At 69.2% G+C, this 15,315-nt stretch carries 16 protein-coding genes; 9 read left to right on the plus strand and 7 right to left on the minus strand.

All coding sequences use genetic code 11. The annotated features are described in order from the left end of the window. The first annotated feature begins 19 nt into the window (after window positions 1-19). On the plus strand, window positions 20-1,000 hold the full coding sequence (locus LHJ74_RS08435) for an acetylxylan esterase (RefSeq protein ID WP_260217081.1): 981 nt from the start codon (window positions 20-22) through the stop codon (window positions 998-1,000). 42 nt (window positions 1,001-1,042) lie between these two features. On the opposite strand, the gene LHJ74_RS08440 is transcribed toward LHJ74_RS08435, so the two are convergent. The 3 genes from LHJ74_RS08440 to LHJ74_RS08450 all read right to left on the minus strand — a co-directional run bounded on the left by LHJ74_RS08440 (window position 1,043) and on the right by LHJ74_RS08450 (window position 5,250). Next, window positions 1,043-2,074 carry a LacI family DNA-binding transcriptional regulator gene (locus tag LHJ74_RS08440; RefSeq protein WP_260217082.1) on the minus strand — a complete coding sequence of 344 codons (1,032 nt, stop codon included), beginning with the start codon at window positions 2,072-2,074 and terminating at the stop codon, window positions 1,043-1,045. Beyond that, complete coding sequence (locus LHJ74_RS08445) at window positions 2,071-4,554, minus strand: glycoside hydrolase family 2 protein (RefSeq protein ID WP_260217084.1); 2,484 nt, start codon at window positions 4,552-4,554, stop codon at window positions 2,071-2,073. Before LHJ74_RS08445 ends, LHJ74_RS08440 begins: the two co-directional genes overlap by 4 nt. Before the next feature lie 222 nt (window positions 4,555-4,776). Next, on the minus strand, window positions 4,777-5,250 hold the full coding sequence (locus LHJ74_RS08450; protein WP_260217088.1) for an NUDIX hydrolase: 474 nt from the start codon (window positions 5,248-5,250) through the stop codon (window positions 4,777-4,779). Window positions 5,251-5,397: 147 nt separating this feature from the next. Here LHJ74_RS08450 and LHJ74_RS08455 point away from each other — a divergent pair, with 147 nt between their 5' ends. The 5 genes from LHJ74_RS08455 to LHJ74_RS08475 all read left to right on the plus strand — a co-directional run bounded on the left by LHJ74_RS08455 (window position 5,398) and on the right by LHJ74_RS08475 (window position 11,293). Further along, the gene (locus tag LHJ74_RS08455; RefSeq protein ID WP_260217089.1) at window positions 5,398-6,039 is read left to right on the plus strand and encodes a class I SAM-dependent methyltransferase; all 642 of its coding nucleotides are present in this window, start codon (window positions 5,398-5,400) and stop codon (window positions 6,037-6,039) included. A 242-nt stretch (window positions 6,040-6,281) separates the two neighbouring features. Further along, entirely contained in the window at window positions 6,282-8,651 is a 2,370-nt protein-coding gene (locus LHJ74_RS08460; RefSeq protein WP_260217090.1) for an AbfB domain-containing protein, read from the plus strand. Window positions 8,652-8,812: 161 nt separating this feature from the next. Next, a complete protein-coding gene (locus LHJ74_RS08465; protein ID WP_260217093.1) occupies window positions 8,813-10,021 on the plus strand; it encodes an acyltransferase family protein in 1,209 nt (402 codons plus the stop codon). Between the two features lie 206 nt (window positions 10,022-10,227). After that, the gene (locus tag LHJ74_RS08470; RefSeq protein WP_260217094.1) at window positions 10,228-10,623 is read left to right on the plus strand and encodes a VOC family protein; all 396 of its coding nucleotides are present in this window, start codon (window positions 10,228-10,230) and stop codon (window positions 10,621-10,623) included. A gap of 67 nt (window positions 10,624-10,690) precedes the next feature. Continuing rightward, a complete protein-coding gene (locus tag LHJ74_RS08475; RefSeq protein WP_260217096.1) occupies window positions 10,691-11,293 on the plus strand; it encodes a DinB family protein in 603 nt (200 codons plus the stop codon). Between the two features lie 5 nt (window positions 11,294-11,298). Here LHJ74_RS08475 and LHJ74_RS08480 read toward each other — a convergent pair whose 3' ends face one another. Next, window positions 11,299-11,892 (minus strand): helix-turn-helix domain-containing protein, encoded by a 594-nt coding sequence (locus LHJ74_RS08480; protein WP_260217098.1) that lies wholly within the window; start codon window positions 11,890-11,892, stop codon window positions 11,299-11,301. 133 nt (window positions 11,893-12,025) lie between these two features. On the opposite strand from LHJ74_RS08480, the gene LHJ74_RS08485 reads away from it, so the two are divergent. Together LHJ74_RS08485 and LHJ74_RS08490 are read left to right on the plus strand one after the other, a co-directional pair. Further along, window positions 12,026-12,685, plus strand: a complete 660-nt coding sequence (locus LHJ74_RS08485) for an SAM-dependent methyltransferase (RefSeq protein ID WP_260217100.1) — start codon at window positions 12,026-12,028, stop codon at window positions 12,683-12,685. 4 nt (window positions 12,686-12,689) lie between these two features. Next, the gene (locus LHJ74_RS08490) at window positions 12,690-13,166 is read left to right on the plus strand and encodes a DinB family protein (protein ID WP_260217104.1); all 477 of its coding nucleotides are present in this window, start codon (window positions 12,690-12,692) and stop codon (window positions 13,164-13,166) included. An 8-nt stretch (window positions 13,167-13,174) separates the two neighbouring features. On the opposite strand, the gene LHJ74_RS08495 is transcribed toward LHJ74_RS08490, so the two are convergent. Together LHJ74_RS08495 and LHJ74_RS08500 are read right to left on the minus strand one after the other, a co-directional pair. Then, on the minus strand, window positions 13,175-13,387 hold the full coding sequence (locus LHJ74_RS08495) for a DUF397 domain-containing protein (protein ID WP_260217110.1): 213 nt from the start codon (window positions 13,385-13,387) through the stop codon (window positions 13,175-13,177). After that, on the minus strand, window positions 13,380-14,174 hold the full coding sequence (locus tag LHJ74_RS08500) for a helix-turn-helix domain-containing protein (protein ID WP_260217112.1): 795 nt from the start codon (window positions 14,172-14,174) through the stop codon (window positions 13,380-13,382). The genes LHJ74_RS08495 and LHJ74_RS08500 overlap by 8 nt, the downstream gene beginning before the upstream one ends. Window positions 14,175-14,620: 446 nt before the next feature. On the opposite strand from LHJ74_RS08500, the gene LHJ74_RS08505 reads away from it, so the two are divergent. Then, complete coding sequence (locus tag LHJ74_RS08505) at window positions 14,621-14,974, plus strand: hypothetical protein (RefSeq protein WP_260217116.1); 354 nt, start codon at window positions 14,621-14,623, stop codon at window positions 14,972-14,974. Here LHJ74_RS08505 and LHJ74_RS08510 read toward each other — a convergent pair. Then, complete coding sequence (locus LHJ74_RS08510) at window positions 14,961-15,308, minus strand: VOC family protein (RefSeq protein ID WP_260217118.1); 348 nt, start codon at window positions 15,306-15,308, stop codon at window positions 14,961-14,963. The two genes, LHJ74_RS08505 and LHJ74_RS08510, sit on opposite strands and share 14 nt — an antisense overlap. Window positions 15,309-15,315: the final 7 nt, after the last annotated feature.

Consider the following 15,315-nt stretch of genomic DNA (forward strand, 5'->3'; position numbering starts at 1 on the left):
CATTGGAGGAGTCACCCTCATGCCGTTCACCGACCTGCCGCCCGAGCAACTGGAAAGCCTGCGCGAGGAGATACCGGAGCCGGAGGACTTCGACGCCTTCTGGGAGGAGACTCTGCGGCTTTCCCGCGAGGCAGGCGGCGACCTGCGCGTCACGCCCGTCGAGGACACCCTGTTGTCCACCGTCGATGTCCACGACGTGCGGTTCCCCGGCTGGCACGGCCAGCCCGTCGCCGCCTGGCTCATCCTTCCGGCCGGGGCCGGCGGCCCACTGCCCACGGTGATCAGCTACATCGGCTACGCGGGAGGACGGGGGCTGCCGACCGACCACCTGGTCTACGCGTCCGCCGGATACGCCCACCTCGTCGTCGACAGCCGTGGTCAGGGCCACGACACTCCGGACCAGTACGAGGCCAGCGGCCCCCAGTGGGTGCGCGGCTTCATGACGCGCGGTATCCAGGACCCGCGTGAGCACTACTACCGGCGCTTCATCACCGACTGCGTCCGCGCAGTGGACGCCGCCCGTTCCCTGCCGCAGGTCGATCCGGACCGGATCATCGTCCGCGGCAACAGCCAGGGCGGCGGCCTCTCCATTGCCGTTGCCGGGCTGGCGGGCCAGGACGTCGCGGCGGCACTTCCCGATGTGCCCTTCCTCTGCCACTTCAGGCGCGGAGCACAGGTCGCCACCGAGGGGCCCTACGTCGAACTCGTCGACTATCTGCGGAATCACACGCGGGACGACCCCGAGCGGGCCTTCGCCACGCTCAGCTACTTCGACGGTGTGCACTTCGCGCGGCGGGCCCAGGCCCCGGCGCTGTTCAGCGTGGGCCTGATGGACCCGGTCTGTCCGCCGTCCACCGTGTACGCGGCCTACCACCGCTACGCGGGGGCCACCGCCATCAAGGTCTGGCCTTTCGCCAACCACTCCGGGGGCCAGGGAGGCACCGCTCCGGCGCACCTGCGCTGGCTGCGGGACAAGGGCCTGTCACCTGCGCCCGGGTAGACGCTGCGGCAGCGGAGACCCCGGAGCTGTGCCTCGTCGCGTCTATCCGCGCTTCGGCGCCGCCGTGGAGCCGCGGGGCGTGAGCGAGGGTGTGGGCACCTGGAGCGACCCGCTGTGCGAGCCGGCGATCACCTCGAACAGGGTGCGCGCGACCTGCTCACCGAAGTGGTGCACGTCGTGGCTCATCGCCGAGAGGGTCGGATGCGTCAGACGGCACAACTGCGAGTCGTCCCACGCCAGCAAGGACAGGTCGTCGGGTACGACGAGGCCCATCTCGGCCGCCACCGCGGCGCCTGCGACGGCCATGATGTCGTTGTCGTAAACGATCGCCGTCGGCCGGTCGGGCGACAGCAGCAGGCCGCGCGTCGCCCGTGCTCCCTCCTCGCCCGCGAATCCGGTGGCCACCTGGCGGTGCCCCTCCAGGCCGAGTTCGGCCATCGTGGACTGGAAGGCGGTCGCCCGGATGCCGCTGTGGCCGAGCCCCGCGGGGCCGCCGACGCGTGCGATACGGCGGTGGCCCAGCGCGGCCAGATAGCGCACCGCTTCGGCGCTGGCCGTGGCGTCGTCCGTCCAGACCGACGGGAACGAGCCTGTCAGGGACGGGTGTCCCACGGCCACGGCCCGCAGCCCGACGGCCTCGAGCGCCGGGACGCGCGGGTCGTCCTGGTGGAAGTCCACCAGGATGGCACCGCCGATCATCTTGCTCTGCCACCAGTTCTGGTAGAGGGCGATCTCCTCGTCGAGGTCACGCACCAGACGCAGCAGCAGGGAGCACTGCTGTTTGGCCAGGACGCCCTCGATGCCGGAGATGAACTCCATGTAGAAGGGTTCGAGGCCGAGCAGCCGGGCCGGACGGCAGATCGCGAGACCGACGATGTCGACGCGCTGGCTGGAGAGGCTGCGAGCGGTCCGGTGGGGGGCCCAGCCGAGTGCGCGGGCGGCTTCGAAGATGCGTTCCCTGGTGGCCTGTGAGACCCCCGGCCTGTTGTTGAAGGCCATGGAGACCGCACCCTTGGACACCCCTGCCCGAGTGGCGACATCGTTGATCGTGACGCGGGTGGCCGAGGTCTTCACACCGGGTCCACGCTGAACAACGCGGCCCGGACGGCGTCCGTACCGGCGGTGCTGCTGTCGGTGCTGCTGTCGGCTGTGCGGGCATCGGTGTCGGCGTCGGTGTCGGCGGGCGGCCAGCCGCTCACCCGGATGCGTACCTCTTCACCGGGCAGCAGCGTCCGCAGACCGCAGTCCGCACTTGCCCCGGGAGCGAGCCGGTCAGCCTGCAGGAGAAGATCCCTCACCAGGGTATGTGCCGTCACCACGACGTCGACCTTGTCTTTTTCGCCCCGCTCGCCGGGCTCCTGCCCGTGCACCGGCTCCAGCCGGATGTCGAACTGCGGCTGCGGGTAGGCGAACTCCTTGTCGGTCACCGGGAAGTGCACCGCCCGCAGTCCGTCCGCGTCGGCAACCAGAAACTCCTTGGGCGACCGCTCCGCCGGTGCCAGCTCCGGCGGCACCGGCAGGCGTACGACCGACCGGGGCCCGGCCACCACGTCGAGGACGTCCTCGCGCACCACGGCACCGTCCGCCTCCAGGCGCCGCAGTGTGACGGCCGTCCGCCACTCCTCGGCCGACTGGTTGATGACGGCGAGCGTGAGCCCGTCGGCTTCCGGCGCCAAGGTCAGCAGCCGGTCCGCGTACACCCGGCGTACCTCGTGGTACAGCGGCTTCTTCCGGCCGTCACCGTCGATCGCGGCCCAGGAGCTGACCGGCCAGCAGTCGTTGAGCTGCCAGAAGACGGTGCCCGCGCAGACGGGCCAGTGCGACCGCCAGTGCTCGATGCCGGCGGCGACGGCACGTGCCTGCACAACCTGGGTGAGGTAGTGCCAGCGGTCGAAGTCGCCCTCGGGAAGGCCGAAGTGGTGTGCCACGCCGCGGTTCAGCTTCGCGTTGCCGCCCTCGGCCTTCTGGTGGTGCAGCATCCCGGGGGAGTCGGGGGCGAGTTCCTCGCCGGGCAGCGCTCGGCGCAGGGTGGCCATCGCCGGTGGCGCCTGCCAGCCGAACTCGGCGACGAAGCGCGGTACGTCGGCGCGGTACTCCGTGTAGTCCAGGCGGTTCCACACATCCCAGGAGTGGTACGTGCCGTGCTCGGGGTCGTTGGGGTGGTGGTCCCAGGAGCCGGACCACGGGCTGCCCGCCGCGTACGGTCGGGTGGGGTCGAGTTCCGCGACGACGCGTGGCAGCAGCCCGAGGTAGTACCCCTCTCCCCAGGAGTCGCCCGCGAGGGCGGGCTCCCACTCCCAGTCGCGGAAGCCCCACAGGTTCTCGTTGTTGCCGTTCCACAGGACCAGGCTCGGATGGGGCATCAGGCGGACGACGTTGTCACGCGCCTCGGCTTCGATCTCGCCGCGCAGCGGCTGCTCCTCGGGGTAGGCGGAGCAGGCGAAGAGGAAGTCCTGCCAGACCATCAGGCCGAGTTCGTCACAGGTGTCGTAGAAGGCGTCGTCCTCGTAGATGCCGCCGCCCCACACGCGTACGAGGTCGATGTTGGCTTCGGCGGCCGCGGTGAGGCGGGCGCGGTAGTCCTCCGGGGTGACGCGGGAGGGCAGCACGTCGTCGGGGATCCAGTTGACTCCGCGGGCGAAGATCCGCACGCCGTTGACGGCGAGGGTGAACCCGGTGCCGTGTTCGTCGGCGGAGCGGTCCAGCTCGATCGTCCGGAAGCCGATCCGGCGCTGCCAGGTGTCCAGGGTGCCCGCTTCGTCCAGCAACGTCAGGTCGAGGTCGTAGCGAGGCTGTTCGCCGTACCCGCGGGGCCACCACAAGTCGGGCTCGGCGACGGTGAGTCGGAGCACGGTCTCGTCGCCGTCGAAGGACACCTCGGCCTGCGCCCCCGCCAGGCTCGCGCGTGCGATGAGCCCCTTGCCTTCGCCCTGCTCGGTGCGTTGCACCCGCAGGTGGATCTCCACCCGGCCGGTTCCGTCCTCGTCGACCGTGACCAGGGGGCGTACCCGGGCGATGCGGGCGGTCGACCAGTGCTCCAGCCGTACGGGCCGCCACATGCCCGCCGTCACCACCGTCGGGCCCCAGTCCCAGCCGAAGTTGGCGGCCATCTTGCGGATGTACTGGAACGGCTCCGGATAGACGTTGGGCCGCTCACCGGTCAGGCTCCGGACGGCCGAGGCCTCGTCGTAGGCGGAGGCGAAGCGGATCTCCAGCGCTCCGGTGCGTCCGGTGACGTCGAAGCGGTAACCGCGGTGCATGTTGCGCGTCTTGCCGAGGACCTCACCGGCGAGGGCGATCTCGGCGGCGGTGTCCAGGCCGTCGAACACCAGGTCGGTGCGCTCATGTGCACTCTGCTCGGACAGGTCCGTGAGGTAAGTCCAGGGGCGCCTGCCGACCCAGGCGACGTCGGTCTCGTTGAGGCCGATGAACGGGTCGGGGATGAGGTGGGCAGCCAGCAGATCGGTGTGGACGCAGCCGGGAACCTGGGCCGGGAGCAGCGCCTCCTCGTGGCGCAGACTCCAGCCCTCGGCCAGTTGGGTGACGTCCTTCATCGGGTGGCTCCAATCGCCTGACTCGGACCAGGTGGATCTACGACGCAGCTCAATCTAGCGTCAGCCCCGACGCGTTGTCCATAAACCGGTAAAGCTGCGTCCAGCTGAAATTGAGTCCTGCAAATGTTGCCGTTTCACCGAGTTTTGCGATGAAAGCTGGCGCTCAGTGTCATGGTGGGCCATCGCATGGGAAGACAGTACTTTACCGGTTTATATCTGGGATCAGACAAGCGGCTCACGCCAGGGGCCCTCCCGCACCAGGGAAGCGACAGTGGCCCTCAACTGCGGCGGTTCGAGCCGATCCGGCAACGACTCCAGTGCGGGCGGCGCGATCCAGGCATGCCGGTCGAGGCTTGCCTCTTCGTCGGGGAGCAGACCGGTACGCACCAGCGCCGGCTGCTCCTCGGTGAAGCAGGCGAGGAAGAAGCGCTCCGTCCCGACGTACCGCTTGCCCTTCCACCACACGTCACGCTCCACCGGCACCGACCGGTCGATGACCGCGGCCGGGTCCAGCCCGGTCTCCTCGGCCAGTTCGCGTCGCGCCGCCACCAGCGGCGTCTCGCCCGCCTCGATGCCCCCGCCCGGCGGCTCCCAGAGCCACGACCCGTCGAACGGATCACGCCAGCGGAGCAGCAGCAGGCGGTGGGCGGCGTCCAGGCAGATGACCCGCGCGGCGGGCCGAAGCGTCGTGTCCACACCCAGGACACTAGTGCTGCGCCGTGCAGGCTGGTGGAGGACGCAGCACTACCGGCCCGGTGTGCTCCTGCCGTACGCGGCGATCAGCGGGAGCCGCATCGTCGGTACACCGTTCTTGCCTCAACTGCCCGTGGGATGCTGGCCCGTATGGGAGACCGCGCGCACCACGACTCCGTACGCCGCAGCTACGACACCGTGGCCGAGGAGTACGCGACCAGGCTGCACGGCGAGTTCACCGAAAAGCCCCTCGACCGGGCGCTTCTCGCCGCCCTGCTGGAGCAGACCGAACCAGGGAGCCCCATCGCCGATCTCGGCTGCGGCCCCGGCCACTTGGCCGCCTGGCTCGCCGATCGGGGCGCGCGTACGGTCGGGATCGATCTGTCCGCGGGCATGGTCGAGGCCGGTCGCGCCCGGTTCGCACAGGTGGAGTTCCGAGAAGGCGACCTGCTGGAACTCCCCGCCGAGGACGGCGAATTCGGCTCCGCTGTCGCCTTCTACACGATCATCCACCTGGATCCCGCCGATCTGCGCCGCGCCGTCGAGGAGGCGCGGAGGGTACTGCGGCCCGCCGGGCTTCTGCTGCTCGCCTTCCATGTCGGTGAGGAAGTCCGGCACCTGGACGAATGGTGGGGCCACGACGTGGACATCGACTTCCGCTTCCTTGAGCCCGCACATGTCGCGGGACTGCTCGAAGCCGCCGGGTTCGCCGTGGAGATGCGCATGGAGCGCACGCACTATGCCCACGAGGCCGAAACCCGCCGCGCCTACCTCCTCGCCCGCCGCATCTGACGTCCCGCCCCCGGGCCGACGGGGCACCGTCACGAGCCCGGCCGGTGCCGGGCTCGCATCTTCGGTGACCACGGCTGCCGCGGTGACCTGCCCGATCACGCGGTCGAGCTCCGCTCTGACCTCTGCCAGATCTTCGATTCCAGGAGGGCGGCGATCGTCCAGGGCCTGGACAGACCCTCGGGGCGGTGCTGTCATGTCCAGGATATTTCTAACGTTATACAACTCTCCCCCTGGAGGCCCCCATGAGATCCCCCGCACGATTAGCCGCGCCGCCCCCGATCCTGCGGCGAACGCTTTCCCTCCTGCTGCTGAGCGGTCTGCTCGCCATGCTGCTGCCCGGCGTCGGCGGCCTGGCACACGCCCGGCCAAGCCCCGCTGCCAGTCCTGACGCCAAGGCCGATACCCAGGCCGACGCGCCCCCCGGCGCCCAGGCAGCCGAGCTGACCACGCCGTGGACGGCAGAGGTCTCACCGGACAACGCGCTGCCCGAGTACCCCCGGCCGCAGATGACACGGCAGGACTGGAAGAACCTCAACGGCACCTGGCAGTGGCAGCCCGCCGCAGAAGGGGAGCAGCCGCCGTTCGGACAGACCCTGGACCGCGAGATCCTCGTGCCCTACCCCGAGGAGTCGGCCCTGTCCGGCATCCGGGAGAGCCACGACCGCATGTGGTACCGCCGCGCCTTCACGGTGCCGCAGGACTGGCAGGGCCGACAGGTGCAGCTGAACTTCGGCGCCGTCGACTGGAAGGCGGACGTCTGGGTCAACGGCACCAAGGTGGGCGCCCACAGCGGCGGCTACGACAGCTTCACCCTGGATGTCACCGACGCCCTCCGCGCGGGGGACAACGAGTTGCTCGTCGGAGTCCACGATCCCACCGACGGCGGCGGCCAGCCGGTCGGCAAGCAGCGCGACAACCCCGGCGGCATCTTCTACACCTCCGCCTCCGGTATCTGGCAGACGGTCTGGCTGGAGCCGACCGCCGCCGCTCACGTCACCAGGCTGGACACCGAGCCCGACGTCACGGGCGAGCGGCTCGCCGTCACCGCCCGCACCGCAGGCGCCACGGGCACGACGGTCCGGGTGACCGCTCGCGACGGCGACCGGGTCGTGGGATCGGCCACCGGCGCACCGGGCGAGCCCGTGCGGGTGCCGGTGCCCGACCCGCACCTGTGGTCACCGGACGACCCCTTCCTCTACGACCTGGACGTGGCCCTGGAGCAGGGCGGCCGGCAGGTCGACAAGGTCACCGGATACTTCGGCATGCGCTCGATCGGCAAGGCGGTCGTCGACGGCGTGCTGCGTCCGGTACTGAACGGCGAACCCGTCTTCCAGCAGGGGACGTTGGACCAGGGCTACTGGCCGGACGGCATCTACACCGCGCCCACCGACGACGCGCTGCGGTTCGACCTCCAGGCGCACAAGGACCTCGGCTTCAACACCGTGCGCAAGCACGTGAAGGTCGAGCCCGACCGCTACTACTACTGGGCGGACCGGCTCGGCCTGATGGTCATCCAGGACATGCCCTCGATGGACGGCGAGCCGACGCAGGATTCGCGTACGCAGTTCGAGCGGGAGCTGCGCGCGATGGTCGACCAGCACCGCAGCTTCCCCTCGATCGTCAACTGGGTCCCGTTCAACGAGGGCTGGGGCCAGTACGACGGCGCGCGCATCGCGGACATGGTCAAGGGGTGGGACTCCTCCCGGCTGGTTACCGGCGCCTCCGGCTGGCACGACACCGGCAACGGCGACATCGTGGACTCCCACGTCTACGTCGGGCCCGGCAGGCCCACGCCACCCAGCAGCACCCGCATCTCGGCGCTGGGCGAGTACGGCGGCCTCGGGCTGGTCGTGCCAGGGCACGAATGGAGTCCGGGCGACGGCTTCGGATACGAGATGGTGGACGACGAGCAGGAACTCACCGACCGCTACGTCGGCCTGACCGTCGCCGTCCAGCAACTGCAGCGCGGACAGGGCCTGTCCCAGGCGATCTACACCGAGATCACCGACGTGGAGAACGAGGCGAACGGGCTGTGGACATATGACCGCCGCGAACTCAAGGTCGACGCCGCCCGGGTGAAGGAGGCCAACCGCGCGCTCATCGAGGGCCGACGGGTGGGCGGCTCGGTCGACCTGCCCCGGGACGCCTACCGCTCGCTGCGTGTCACCACCCCGGGCTTCACCGACCGCTACCTGCGCCACTACGACGCACTCGGCTTCACCGAGCCCGTCGACGCGGGCAGCCCGGACCTGCTCAAGCAGGACGCGACCTGGAAGATCGTCCCCGGCCTCGCGGACCCGTCGTGCTATTCGCTGGAGTCGCGCAACTACCCCGGCGAGTACCTGCGGCACCAGGAGTCGCGCGTCCAGCGTGCCGCGCCGGACGGCTCACTCCTCTTCCGCGAGGACGCCACCTGGTGCGCGGTACCCGGCCTGAGCGGCACCGCCGACGGAGTGTCCTTCCGGTCGTACAACTACCCGCAGAAGTACCTGCGCCACTACGACACGGAGCTGTGGCTCGCCGGGAACGGCGGCTCCACCGCACCGTACGAGACCAGAGCGTCCTTCGCCGACGACGTCACCTGGGCAGTGGAGAACCCCTGGGCGGGATGACCCGTCCCGGCTTCGTCAACGCCCGACCCGTCGGTGGCGGACCGGCCGGACCAGGCGTGTACCGGCAGTTGATCTTCAATGTGGGCGAAGACGGTCGCGGGGGTAGCGCCCGGCGGCCGTCTTCCCAACACTGGTGCCGTACAGGCGACGGGGGCGCAGACATGGCGGCGTACACAGAGTCGGCGCAGGCGCCGTTACCGGAGCGGCGGCCGGAGCTGGACGCGGTCCGGACGCTGGTCGTGATCGGGCTGGTCTTCTTCCACTCGGCGCTCGTATTCGCTGCCGACGACGACTTCTACGTCAAGAACACCGAGACCACCGAAGTCATCGTGATCATCGCCGGGTTCGGGGTCGTCTGGGCTATGCCGCTGCTGTTCCTCATCTCCGGCCTCGGTGCCTGGCATTCGCTTCAGCGCCGCGGCGCGGGCGGCTTCGCCAGCGAGCGGCTGCTGCGGCTCGGTGTTCCACTGGTCTTCGCGACCCTCGCGCTGAACCCGCTGCCCCAGTGGCTGCGGCTGCGCTCGGCCGACGCCGGCTACCACGAGTCGTACCTCGGCTTCCTGCCCCGCTTCTACGACGTGCACCTGGAGCCCGAAGAGTTCCCCTTCCTCGTCCAGGGCGAGCACTTCGAGACCGGCCATCTCTGGTTCGTCGTGCTCCTCCTGGCGTTCTCCCTCATGCTGGCGCCGTTCCACCGGTGGTTGCCGCGCGAGCGCGCCCGCCGCCTCAGCGACCGGGTGGCGGAGGCGACCCTGCACCGGCAGGGCGTCGTGTTCCTGCCGGCCCTCGCCTTCGCGGCGATCTGTGCCTTCGCACGGCTGGAAGAGGAGTACGCGGGCTGGCACCGCTGGTCGTACCTGCTGTTCTTCGCTGCCGGTTTCGCCCTCGCCGCCGACGACCGCTTCCGCACCGTGATGCGGCGCGACGCCGGGACCGCAGCCTGGCTCGGCGCCTTGCTGTTCGCGGCAGCCGGCCCCGGCTTCGCCCTGGCCGACGAGCCCTTCACGGAGATGACCGCCCTGGCCACCGCCTCACGGGCGCTGTTCGGTGCGGCCGGATGGTGCCTGGTGGTCGCCATCCCGGGCCTCCTTGACCGTCGGCGGCCAGAGCAACCGCGTGCGGCGCCGAACCCGGCTCCGACGACGCGCCGACGCGTCTACGGCTATCTCGCCGCAGCCGTGCTGCCGCTGTACGTCCTGCACCAGCCGCTGGTGGTCGCCGTCGCATACCTCGTGGTCGGCTGGTCGGCGCCGATCCTGGTTGAGTACGCCGTGATCGTGGCGATCGCCCTCCTCCTCACCCTCTCCGCGTACGAGCTGCTGGTCCGCCGCACGCGGGCGACCCGCTTCCTGTTCGGGATGCGGTCCTAAGGGCTGTCCCGACAGGGCTGACGGGACAGCCCTTGGGGTCTGTCGTTTGGCCGCCTCGCGGGCGTCCGCCGGAAGCAGCGATGGGGAAGAGTCGACGAACATTCTTCACCGCGACACCATTGGCCAAGGCATCGCCACTCGCCCTCGCATACCGCGGTTGGTGTGGGTCCTTTGGCGGACTTGCTACGTGACCGGGAGGTCCTGACATGGCCAGTAAGTTCACCGAGCTTGCGATCGACTGTGCCGATCCCGGCGGTCTCGCCCGGTTCTGGTGCTCGGTTCTTGACTACGAGGTGCAAGACGAAGACGAAGAGGAAGGAATTGTCACCATTGGGCCGCCTGTGGAGCCTGAAGGCAAGAACCCTCGTGGCCCAGTGCCACCGCTGTTGACATTCGCGCACGTGCCCGAGGGCAAGACCGTGAAGAACAGGCTCCACATCGACGTCAACCCGGCAGACAGGGAGCAAGACGAAGAGGTCCGTCGCCTGGTCGGCCTAGGTGCTCGTCACGCCGACGTCGGCCAAACGGGTGAGGAGAGCTGGGTCACACTTTTCGACCCGGAGGGGAACGAGTTCTGCGTCCTTGCGGCCCGCCGCCCCTGACCGGAGGCCGCTGTCAGCGGTGGAGGAAAGGGGTTGACGGGGATCTTGCGGGCAGCAGACTGAGTTGATGACCGCATGGGATGCCAAGGCTGATCTTCGCTTTTATCTGCAGTCCGCGCGTGATGCGCTGGTGTGGAAGCTCGACGGGCTCTCGGAGTACGACATTCGCCGTCCGTTGACGCCGACCGGGACGAACCTCCTCGGTCTGGTGAAGCACGTGGCCACCGTGGAGCTGGGCTATCTCGGCGACACCTTCGGGCGGCCGTCCGGTGAGCTGCTGCCCTGGCTCGAAGACGCTGCCGAGTCCAACGGGGACATGTGGGTCACCGCGGAGGAGTCGCGCGAGGACATCGTGGGGCTCTACCGCCGGGCGTGGGCGCACGCGGACGCGACGATCGACGCGCTGGCGTTGGACACGGTCGGCAGAGTGCCGTGGTGGCCCGACGACCGGGACGAGGTGACCTTGCATCACGCCGTGGTACGCGTGATCGCCGATACGCACCGGCACGCCGGGCACGCCGACATCCTCCGGGAACTCATGGACGGTTCCGTGGGGATGAACAAGAGCAACGACAGCATGCCGCCGGGCGACGCGGCCTGGTGGGAGGAGTACCGGAGCCGGCTGGAGCGTGCAGCGCAGGAAGCCGACCGGCTTTCGTCGGGACACTGAGACGGTCAGGGCTTGGACGGTGCCAGGTGGGCGCGTTCTCCTTGTGCGCCGAAGAGGGCGAGCAGCTCCGCGGGCTGACTGTCGGCGCTGCCGATCCAGTGCGGTGTGCGGGTGTCGAACTCCGCGGCCTCGCCGACCCCGAGTCGGAACTCCTGCTCGCCGAGCACGAATCGGACGTGTCCGTTGAGGATATAGAACCACTCGTAGCCGTCGTGAGTCTGCAGGTTCCTCGTGGATGCTCGACCGGCGGGCGGATAGATCACCTTGTAAGCCTGGATGCCGCCGGCCCGCCGGGTCAGTGGCACCATCACCAGCCCGGATCGCCGCACGGGTCGCAAGTGGATGCGCGGGTCGCCGGTGGGCGGCGCCGCGACGAGATCGTCGAGTGGGACACCGTGCGCCCGGGCAAGCGGAAGCAGCTGCTCCAGCGTGGGGCGGAGCTTGCCGTTCTCCAGCCGGGACAGAGTGCTCGCCGTGAGCCCGGTTTCGTCCGCCAGCGTCGCCAGCGTGGCGCTCCGCGCCCTGCGCAGAGCACGCAGATGCGGCCCGACTCCGGCCAGAACGTCTCCTGCGGGTATTTCCATGCTGTCCCTGTCCATGCCTCGATAATGCGGATCCGCAACTTTTCTTGCAAGGACGGAACAGCGGTGGCGATGCTGTCGGTACATCACCGGCGGCGAAGGTGCGTATCCGATCACGCTCGGCACGCCGGTCGACGAAGGGGCAACTCTGATGGATTCCACACGCTCACGACCCGACGCCGCCGCAGGCGAGGAGCCCGAGGTGTTCTGGGAGCGGCACTACCGCACCCAGCGCACCTGGGGCGCACGCGCCAACCCGCTGCTCGCCGAGACCGCCGCGCCGCTGGACCCCGGCGCCGCCCTGGACCTGGGCTGCGGTGCAGGCGGCGACGCCATCTGGCTCGCCCAGCAGGGGTGGCAGGTCACCGCAGTGGACATCTCCACCACCGCGGTCGAAGGGGTGCGGGAACGCGCCCGCGAGCTCGGCCTCGCCGACCGGACCACCACCGAGCAGCACGATCTGGCCAGGAGCTTCCCGGCCGACAAGTTCGATCTCGTCTCCGCCCAGTACTTCCACACCCCGTTCGCGCTGCCCCGCAGCCGAGTCCTGCGCACCGCAGCACGGGCCCTGCGACCCGGCGGCCTCCTACTGATCGTCGACCACGGCTCCACCGCGCCCTGGTCATGGAACCAGGACCCCGACACTCATTACGCCACACCGACAGAGACCGCCGCCGAACTGGACCTCGACCCCGCGCGCTGGTCCGTCCTGCGCGCCGACATGCCCCACCGCCAGGCCACCGGACCCGCTGGTGAGACCGCCACCGTCATCGACAACGTCCTGCTCGTACAGTTCACCGGAACGGACTGACTCGATGCCAGCCAACGCCGGACCTCCGTCGACAGGCGCCGACGAGAAGGCCACCCTGCAAGGCTTCCTCGACTATCTGCGGGCGTCGGTCGCGGACAAGGTCGCGGACGTGCCGGAACCGCAAGTCCGTACGGGCGGAGTGCCCTCGGGCACCAACCTTCTCGGCCTGCTCAAGCACCTGGCGTGCGTCGAACGTTTCTACTTCCTCGGTGAGGACGTCGCCAACTGGCCCGCGACCCTGCGGCCGTCAGCAGAGGACACAGCCGACGGCGTGCTCGCCGACTACCGGAAGAGCGTCGAGCAGGCGAACCAGGTAATCGACGCCTGCCCGGATCTGGCTCTCCCCGCCCCGCGACCCCCGCGCCGGGGCCAGCCACCATCGATGCGATGGGTCCTGGTGCACATGATCGAAGAGACCGGCCGCCACGCGGGCCACGCCGACATTCTCCGCGAGCGGATCGACGGCTCCACCGGCCGCTGACGCGTCGGCTAACCGCGCGTCTTGACGGCCGTGATGAACGCTGACCAGCTGTGTGTGCCGAAGACGAGTGCGGGGCCGTGCGGGGACTTGGAGTCCCGGACGGGGACGCCGGACGGGTGCCCGTCCAGCACCTCGACGCAACTGCCGCCCTCGTTCCCGCTGTAGGACGACTTGCGCCAGCCGGTCAGGGAGGAAGAGAGCGGTATGGTGCAGTCACTCATGACGTTGGTATTCCTTTGCTGTCGCTTGCATCAGGGCAAGGGACTCGTTCAACGGCAGTGCGTCGCCTAGCGCGAGATCATAGGCGCCCCGGAGCCGTTCGACGGTGGCCGGGGCATCGTGGATCTTGCCGATCTGCAGGCCCTCAGAGTAGGCAACCGGGGGCTGGTCCTCGAACCACATCAGGGTCAACATGCTCTGCATGAGTGGGTGGATGCCCAGCCCGAACGGCACCACGTGTACGCGGACGCGCTCGTCCTCCACCAGGCGGACGAGATGCGTGATCTGTGCCGCCATGACCTCTGGGCCGCCAGCAGGGCGGCGTAGTACCGCCTCGTCCAGCAGCGCCCACACTACGGGCTGTACTGGGGCGGAAAGGATCTTCGATCGCTCAAGCCGTGTGACGACGAGCCTGTCACGTTCCTCTTCGCTCAGAGGAGGGAAGCCGACACGCAGAACCGCGCGTGCGTACGGCTCGGTCTGGAGAATGCCGGGCACGAAAGACAGCGCGAACTCGCGGATTACTGTCGCCTGCTGTTCGAGTAGGCGAGCCGTTTCGAAGTAGTCGGCTACGACCGCGTCCGTCTGCGGGAGAAAACTGCTCAGCACGTCACCCGTGTTCAGGGCCTTGTCCAGGCGGCGGGCGTCCTCCTTGGAGGGGACGCGCCGGCCCGCTTCGATGTGGGAGATGTGCGAGCGGGTCATGATGACCGCGTCGGCCAACTCCTGCTGGGTCAGGCCCGTCGTCTCGCGTTGGGCTTTCAGCCATTCCCCATAGGTATTACTCACCGTCAACTCCTGTGAGACGAAGGCGTTGTCACATCAAACCCCCGGTGAGCGTAGCCCGACTCGTCTCACTCTGTGAGTGGATTACTACAGCGTGGTCCGGCCACTCGGCTGGTCGTCCGCACGCGAAAAACCCCGCGACCGCTGCACACGGTCCGGGGCGTGGCCATCAACTAACAGAGTGGAGTTGACGACGTGCTGAACCTTATCGCCCGTCTCCTGGAGCCGCTGCTGCGCCTCCTGTGGCCCCCGCCCGGCCATCATCGGGCGCTCGAAACCGAGCGCCTCGGCACCCGGCCGCCACCCGTAACCCCTATGCCGCAGCCTCGCCCAGCGCCCGCGGAACCCGTCCTGCGGGGTGAGGACAGCGCACTCGTACGGCCCTACCTCGTCGCGTACGAGCGTGAGATGGCGTGCTGGTGCCCCGTTCACGGGGTGGGGGTGCCCGCGTGATCAGCCATGCAGGGCAGACGGGCGCCCACAACAGCCGACTGCTGCCGTGGTGCAACCCCGAGGGGAACCCGTGCTACGTCATCGGTGACGGCACCGGGTATATCTCGCGGGTCGCTGACAATGTCGAGAGTGTGCAACTCGACATGGCCGCCGATCTGCTCGACCACGTGGCGGACCTGCTCTCCGACGGCACGGCCACGCCCGAGCAGATCCGCTTCGTCGCGGCGCGCATGACCGAGTCGCTGCGCGAGGTGCACCGCATCGCGCGGAGCAGAGGCGACCGGATCCCACGTCTTGAGCAGGGGGTGCCCGAGGAGCAGGAGGACGGGAGTGATGTCAGCGGTGGGTGAGTACGTTGATCACTCGGCCGCTGGGGTCGCGGACGAAGAATCGCCGTACGCCCCACTCCTCGTCCTGCAAGGGGTGGACGATCTCCGCGCCGCTCTTCCGTACGGCCGCATGGACCGCGTCGACGTCGTCCACCTCGACGCTCATGTCGGGGGTGACGGGTGCGGTCTTGTCGCTGGGCATGATGCTCACCTGGGCCGTCGGGTGGGACGGGGAGGCGAGCGTCATGATCCAGCCGAGGTTCATGACCTCCTGGAAGCCCAGCAGGCCGTAGAACTCCCGGTTCTCCTGCTCGGCCTCCGACTGGATGTTGGGCACGACACGGCGAACAGACATTGCTCAC

Origin of the sequence: Streptomyces gossypii, assembly GCF_025165795.1 — a bacterium.
In the GTDB taxonomy this organism is placed as follows: domain Bacteria; phylum Actinomycetota; class Actinomycetes; order Streptomycetales; family Streptomycetaceae; genus Streptomyces; species Streptomyces gossypii.

Excerpts from the sequence above, each read along its gene's own strand:
- LHJ74_RS08455 (WP_260217089.1), top strand. The coding sequence starts at position 5,398 with ATGGGAGACCGCGCGCACCACGACTCCGTACGCCGCAGCTACGACACC.
- LHJ74_RS08460 (WP_260217090.1), top strand. The coding sequence starts at position 6,282 with ATGAGATCCCCCGCACGATTAGCCGCGCCGCCCCCGATCCTGCGGCGA.
- LHJ74_RS08490 (WP_260217104.1), top strand. The coding sequence starts at position 12,690 with ATGCCAGCCAACGCCGGACCTCCGTCGACAGGCGCCGACGAGAAGGCC.
- LHJ74_RS08485 (WP_260217100.1), top strand. The coding sequence starts at position 12,026 with ATGGATTCCACACGCTCACGACCCGACGCCGCCGCAGGCGAGGAGCCC.
- LHJ74_RS08445 (WP_260217084.1), bottom strand. The coding sequence starts at position 4,554 with ATGAAGGACGTCACCCAACTGGCCGAGGGCTGGAGTCTGCGCCACGAG.
- LHJ74_RS08465 (WP_260217093.1), top strand. The coding sequence starts at position 8,813 with ATGGCGGCGTACACAGAGTCGGCGCAGGCGCCGTTACCGGAGCGGCGG.
- LHJ74_RS08435 (WP_260217081.1), top strand. The coding sequence starts at position 20 with ATGCCGTTCACCGACCTGCCGCCCGAGCAACTGGAAAGCCTGCGCGAG.
- LHJ74_RS08470 (WP_260217094.1), top strand. The coding sequence starts at position 10,228 with ATGGCCAGTAAGTTCACCGAGCTTGCGATCGACTGTGCCGATCCCGGC.
- LHJ74_RS08495 (WP_260217110.1), bottom strand. The coding sequence starts at position 13,387 with ATGAGTGACTGCACCATACCGCTCTCTTCCTCCCTGACCGGCTGGCGC.
- LHJ74_RS08475 (WP_260217096.1), top strand. The coding sequence starts at position 10,691 with ATGACCGCATGGGATGCCAAGGCTGATCTTCGCTTTTATCTGCAGTCC.
- LHJ74_RS08480 (WP_260217098.1), bottom strand. The coding sequence starts at position 11,892 with ATGGACAGGGACAGCATGGAAATACCCGCAGGAGACGTTCTGGCCGGA.
- LHJ74_RS08510 (WP_260217118.1), bottom strand. The coding sequence starts at position 15,308 with ATGTCTGTTCGCCGTGTCGTGCCCAACATCCAGTCGGAGGCCGAGCAG.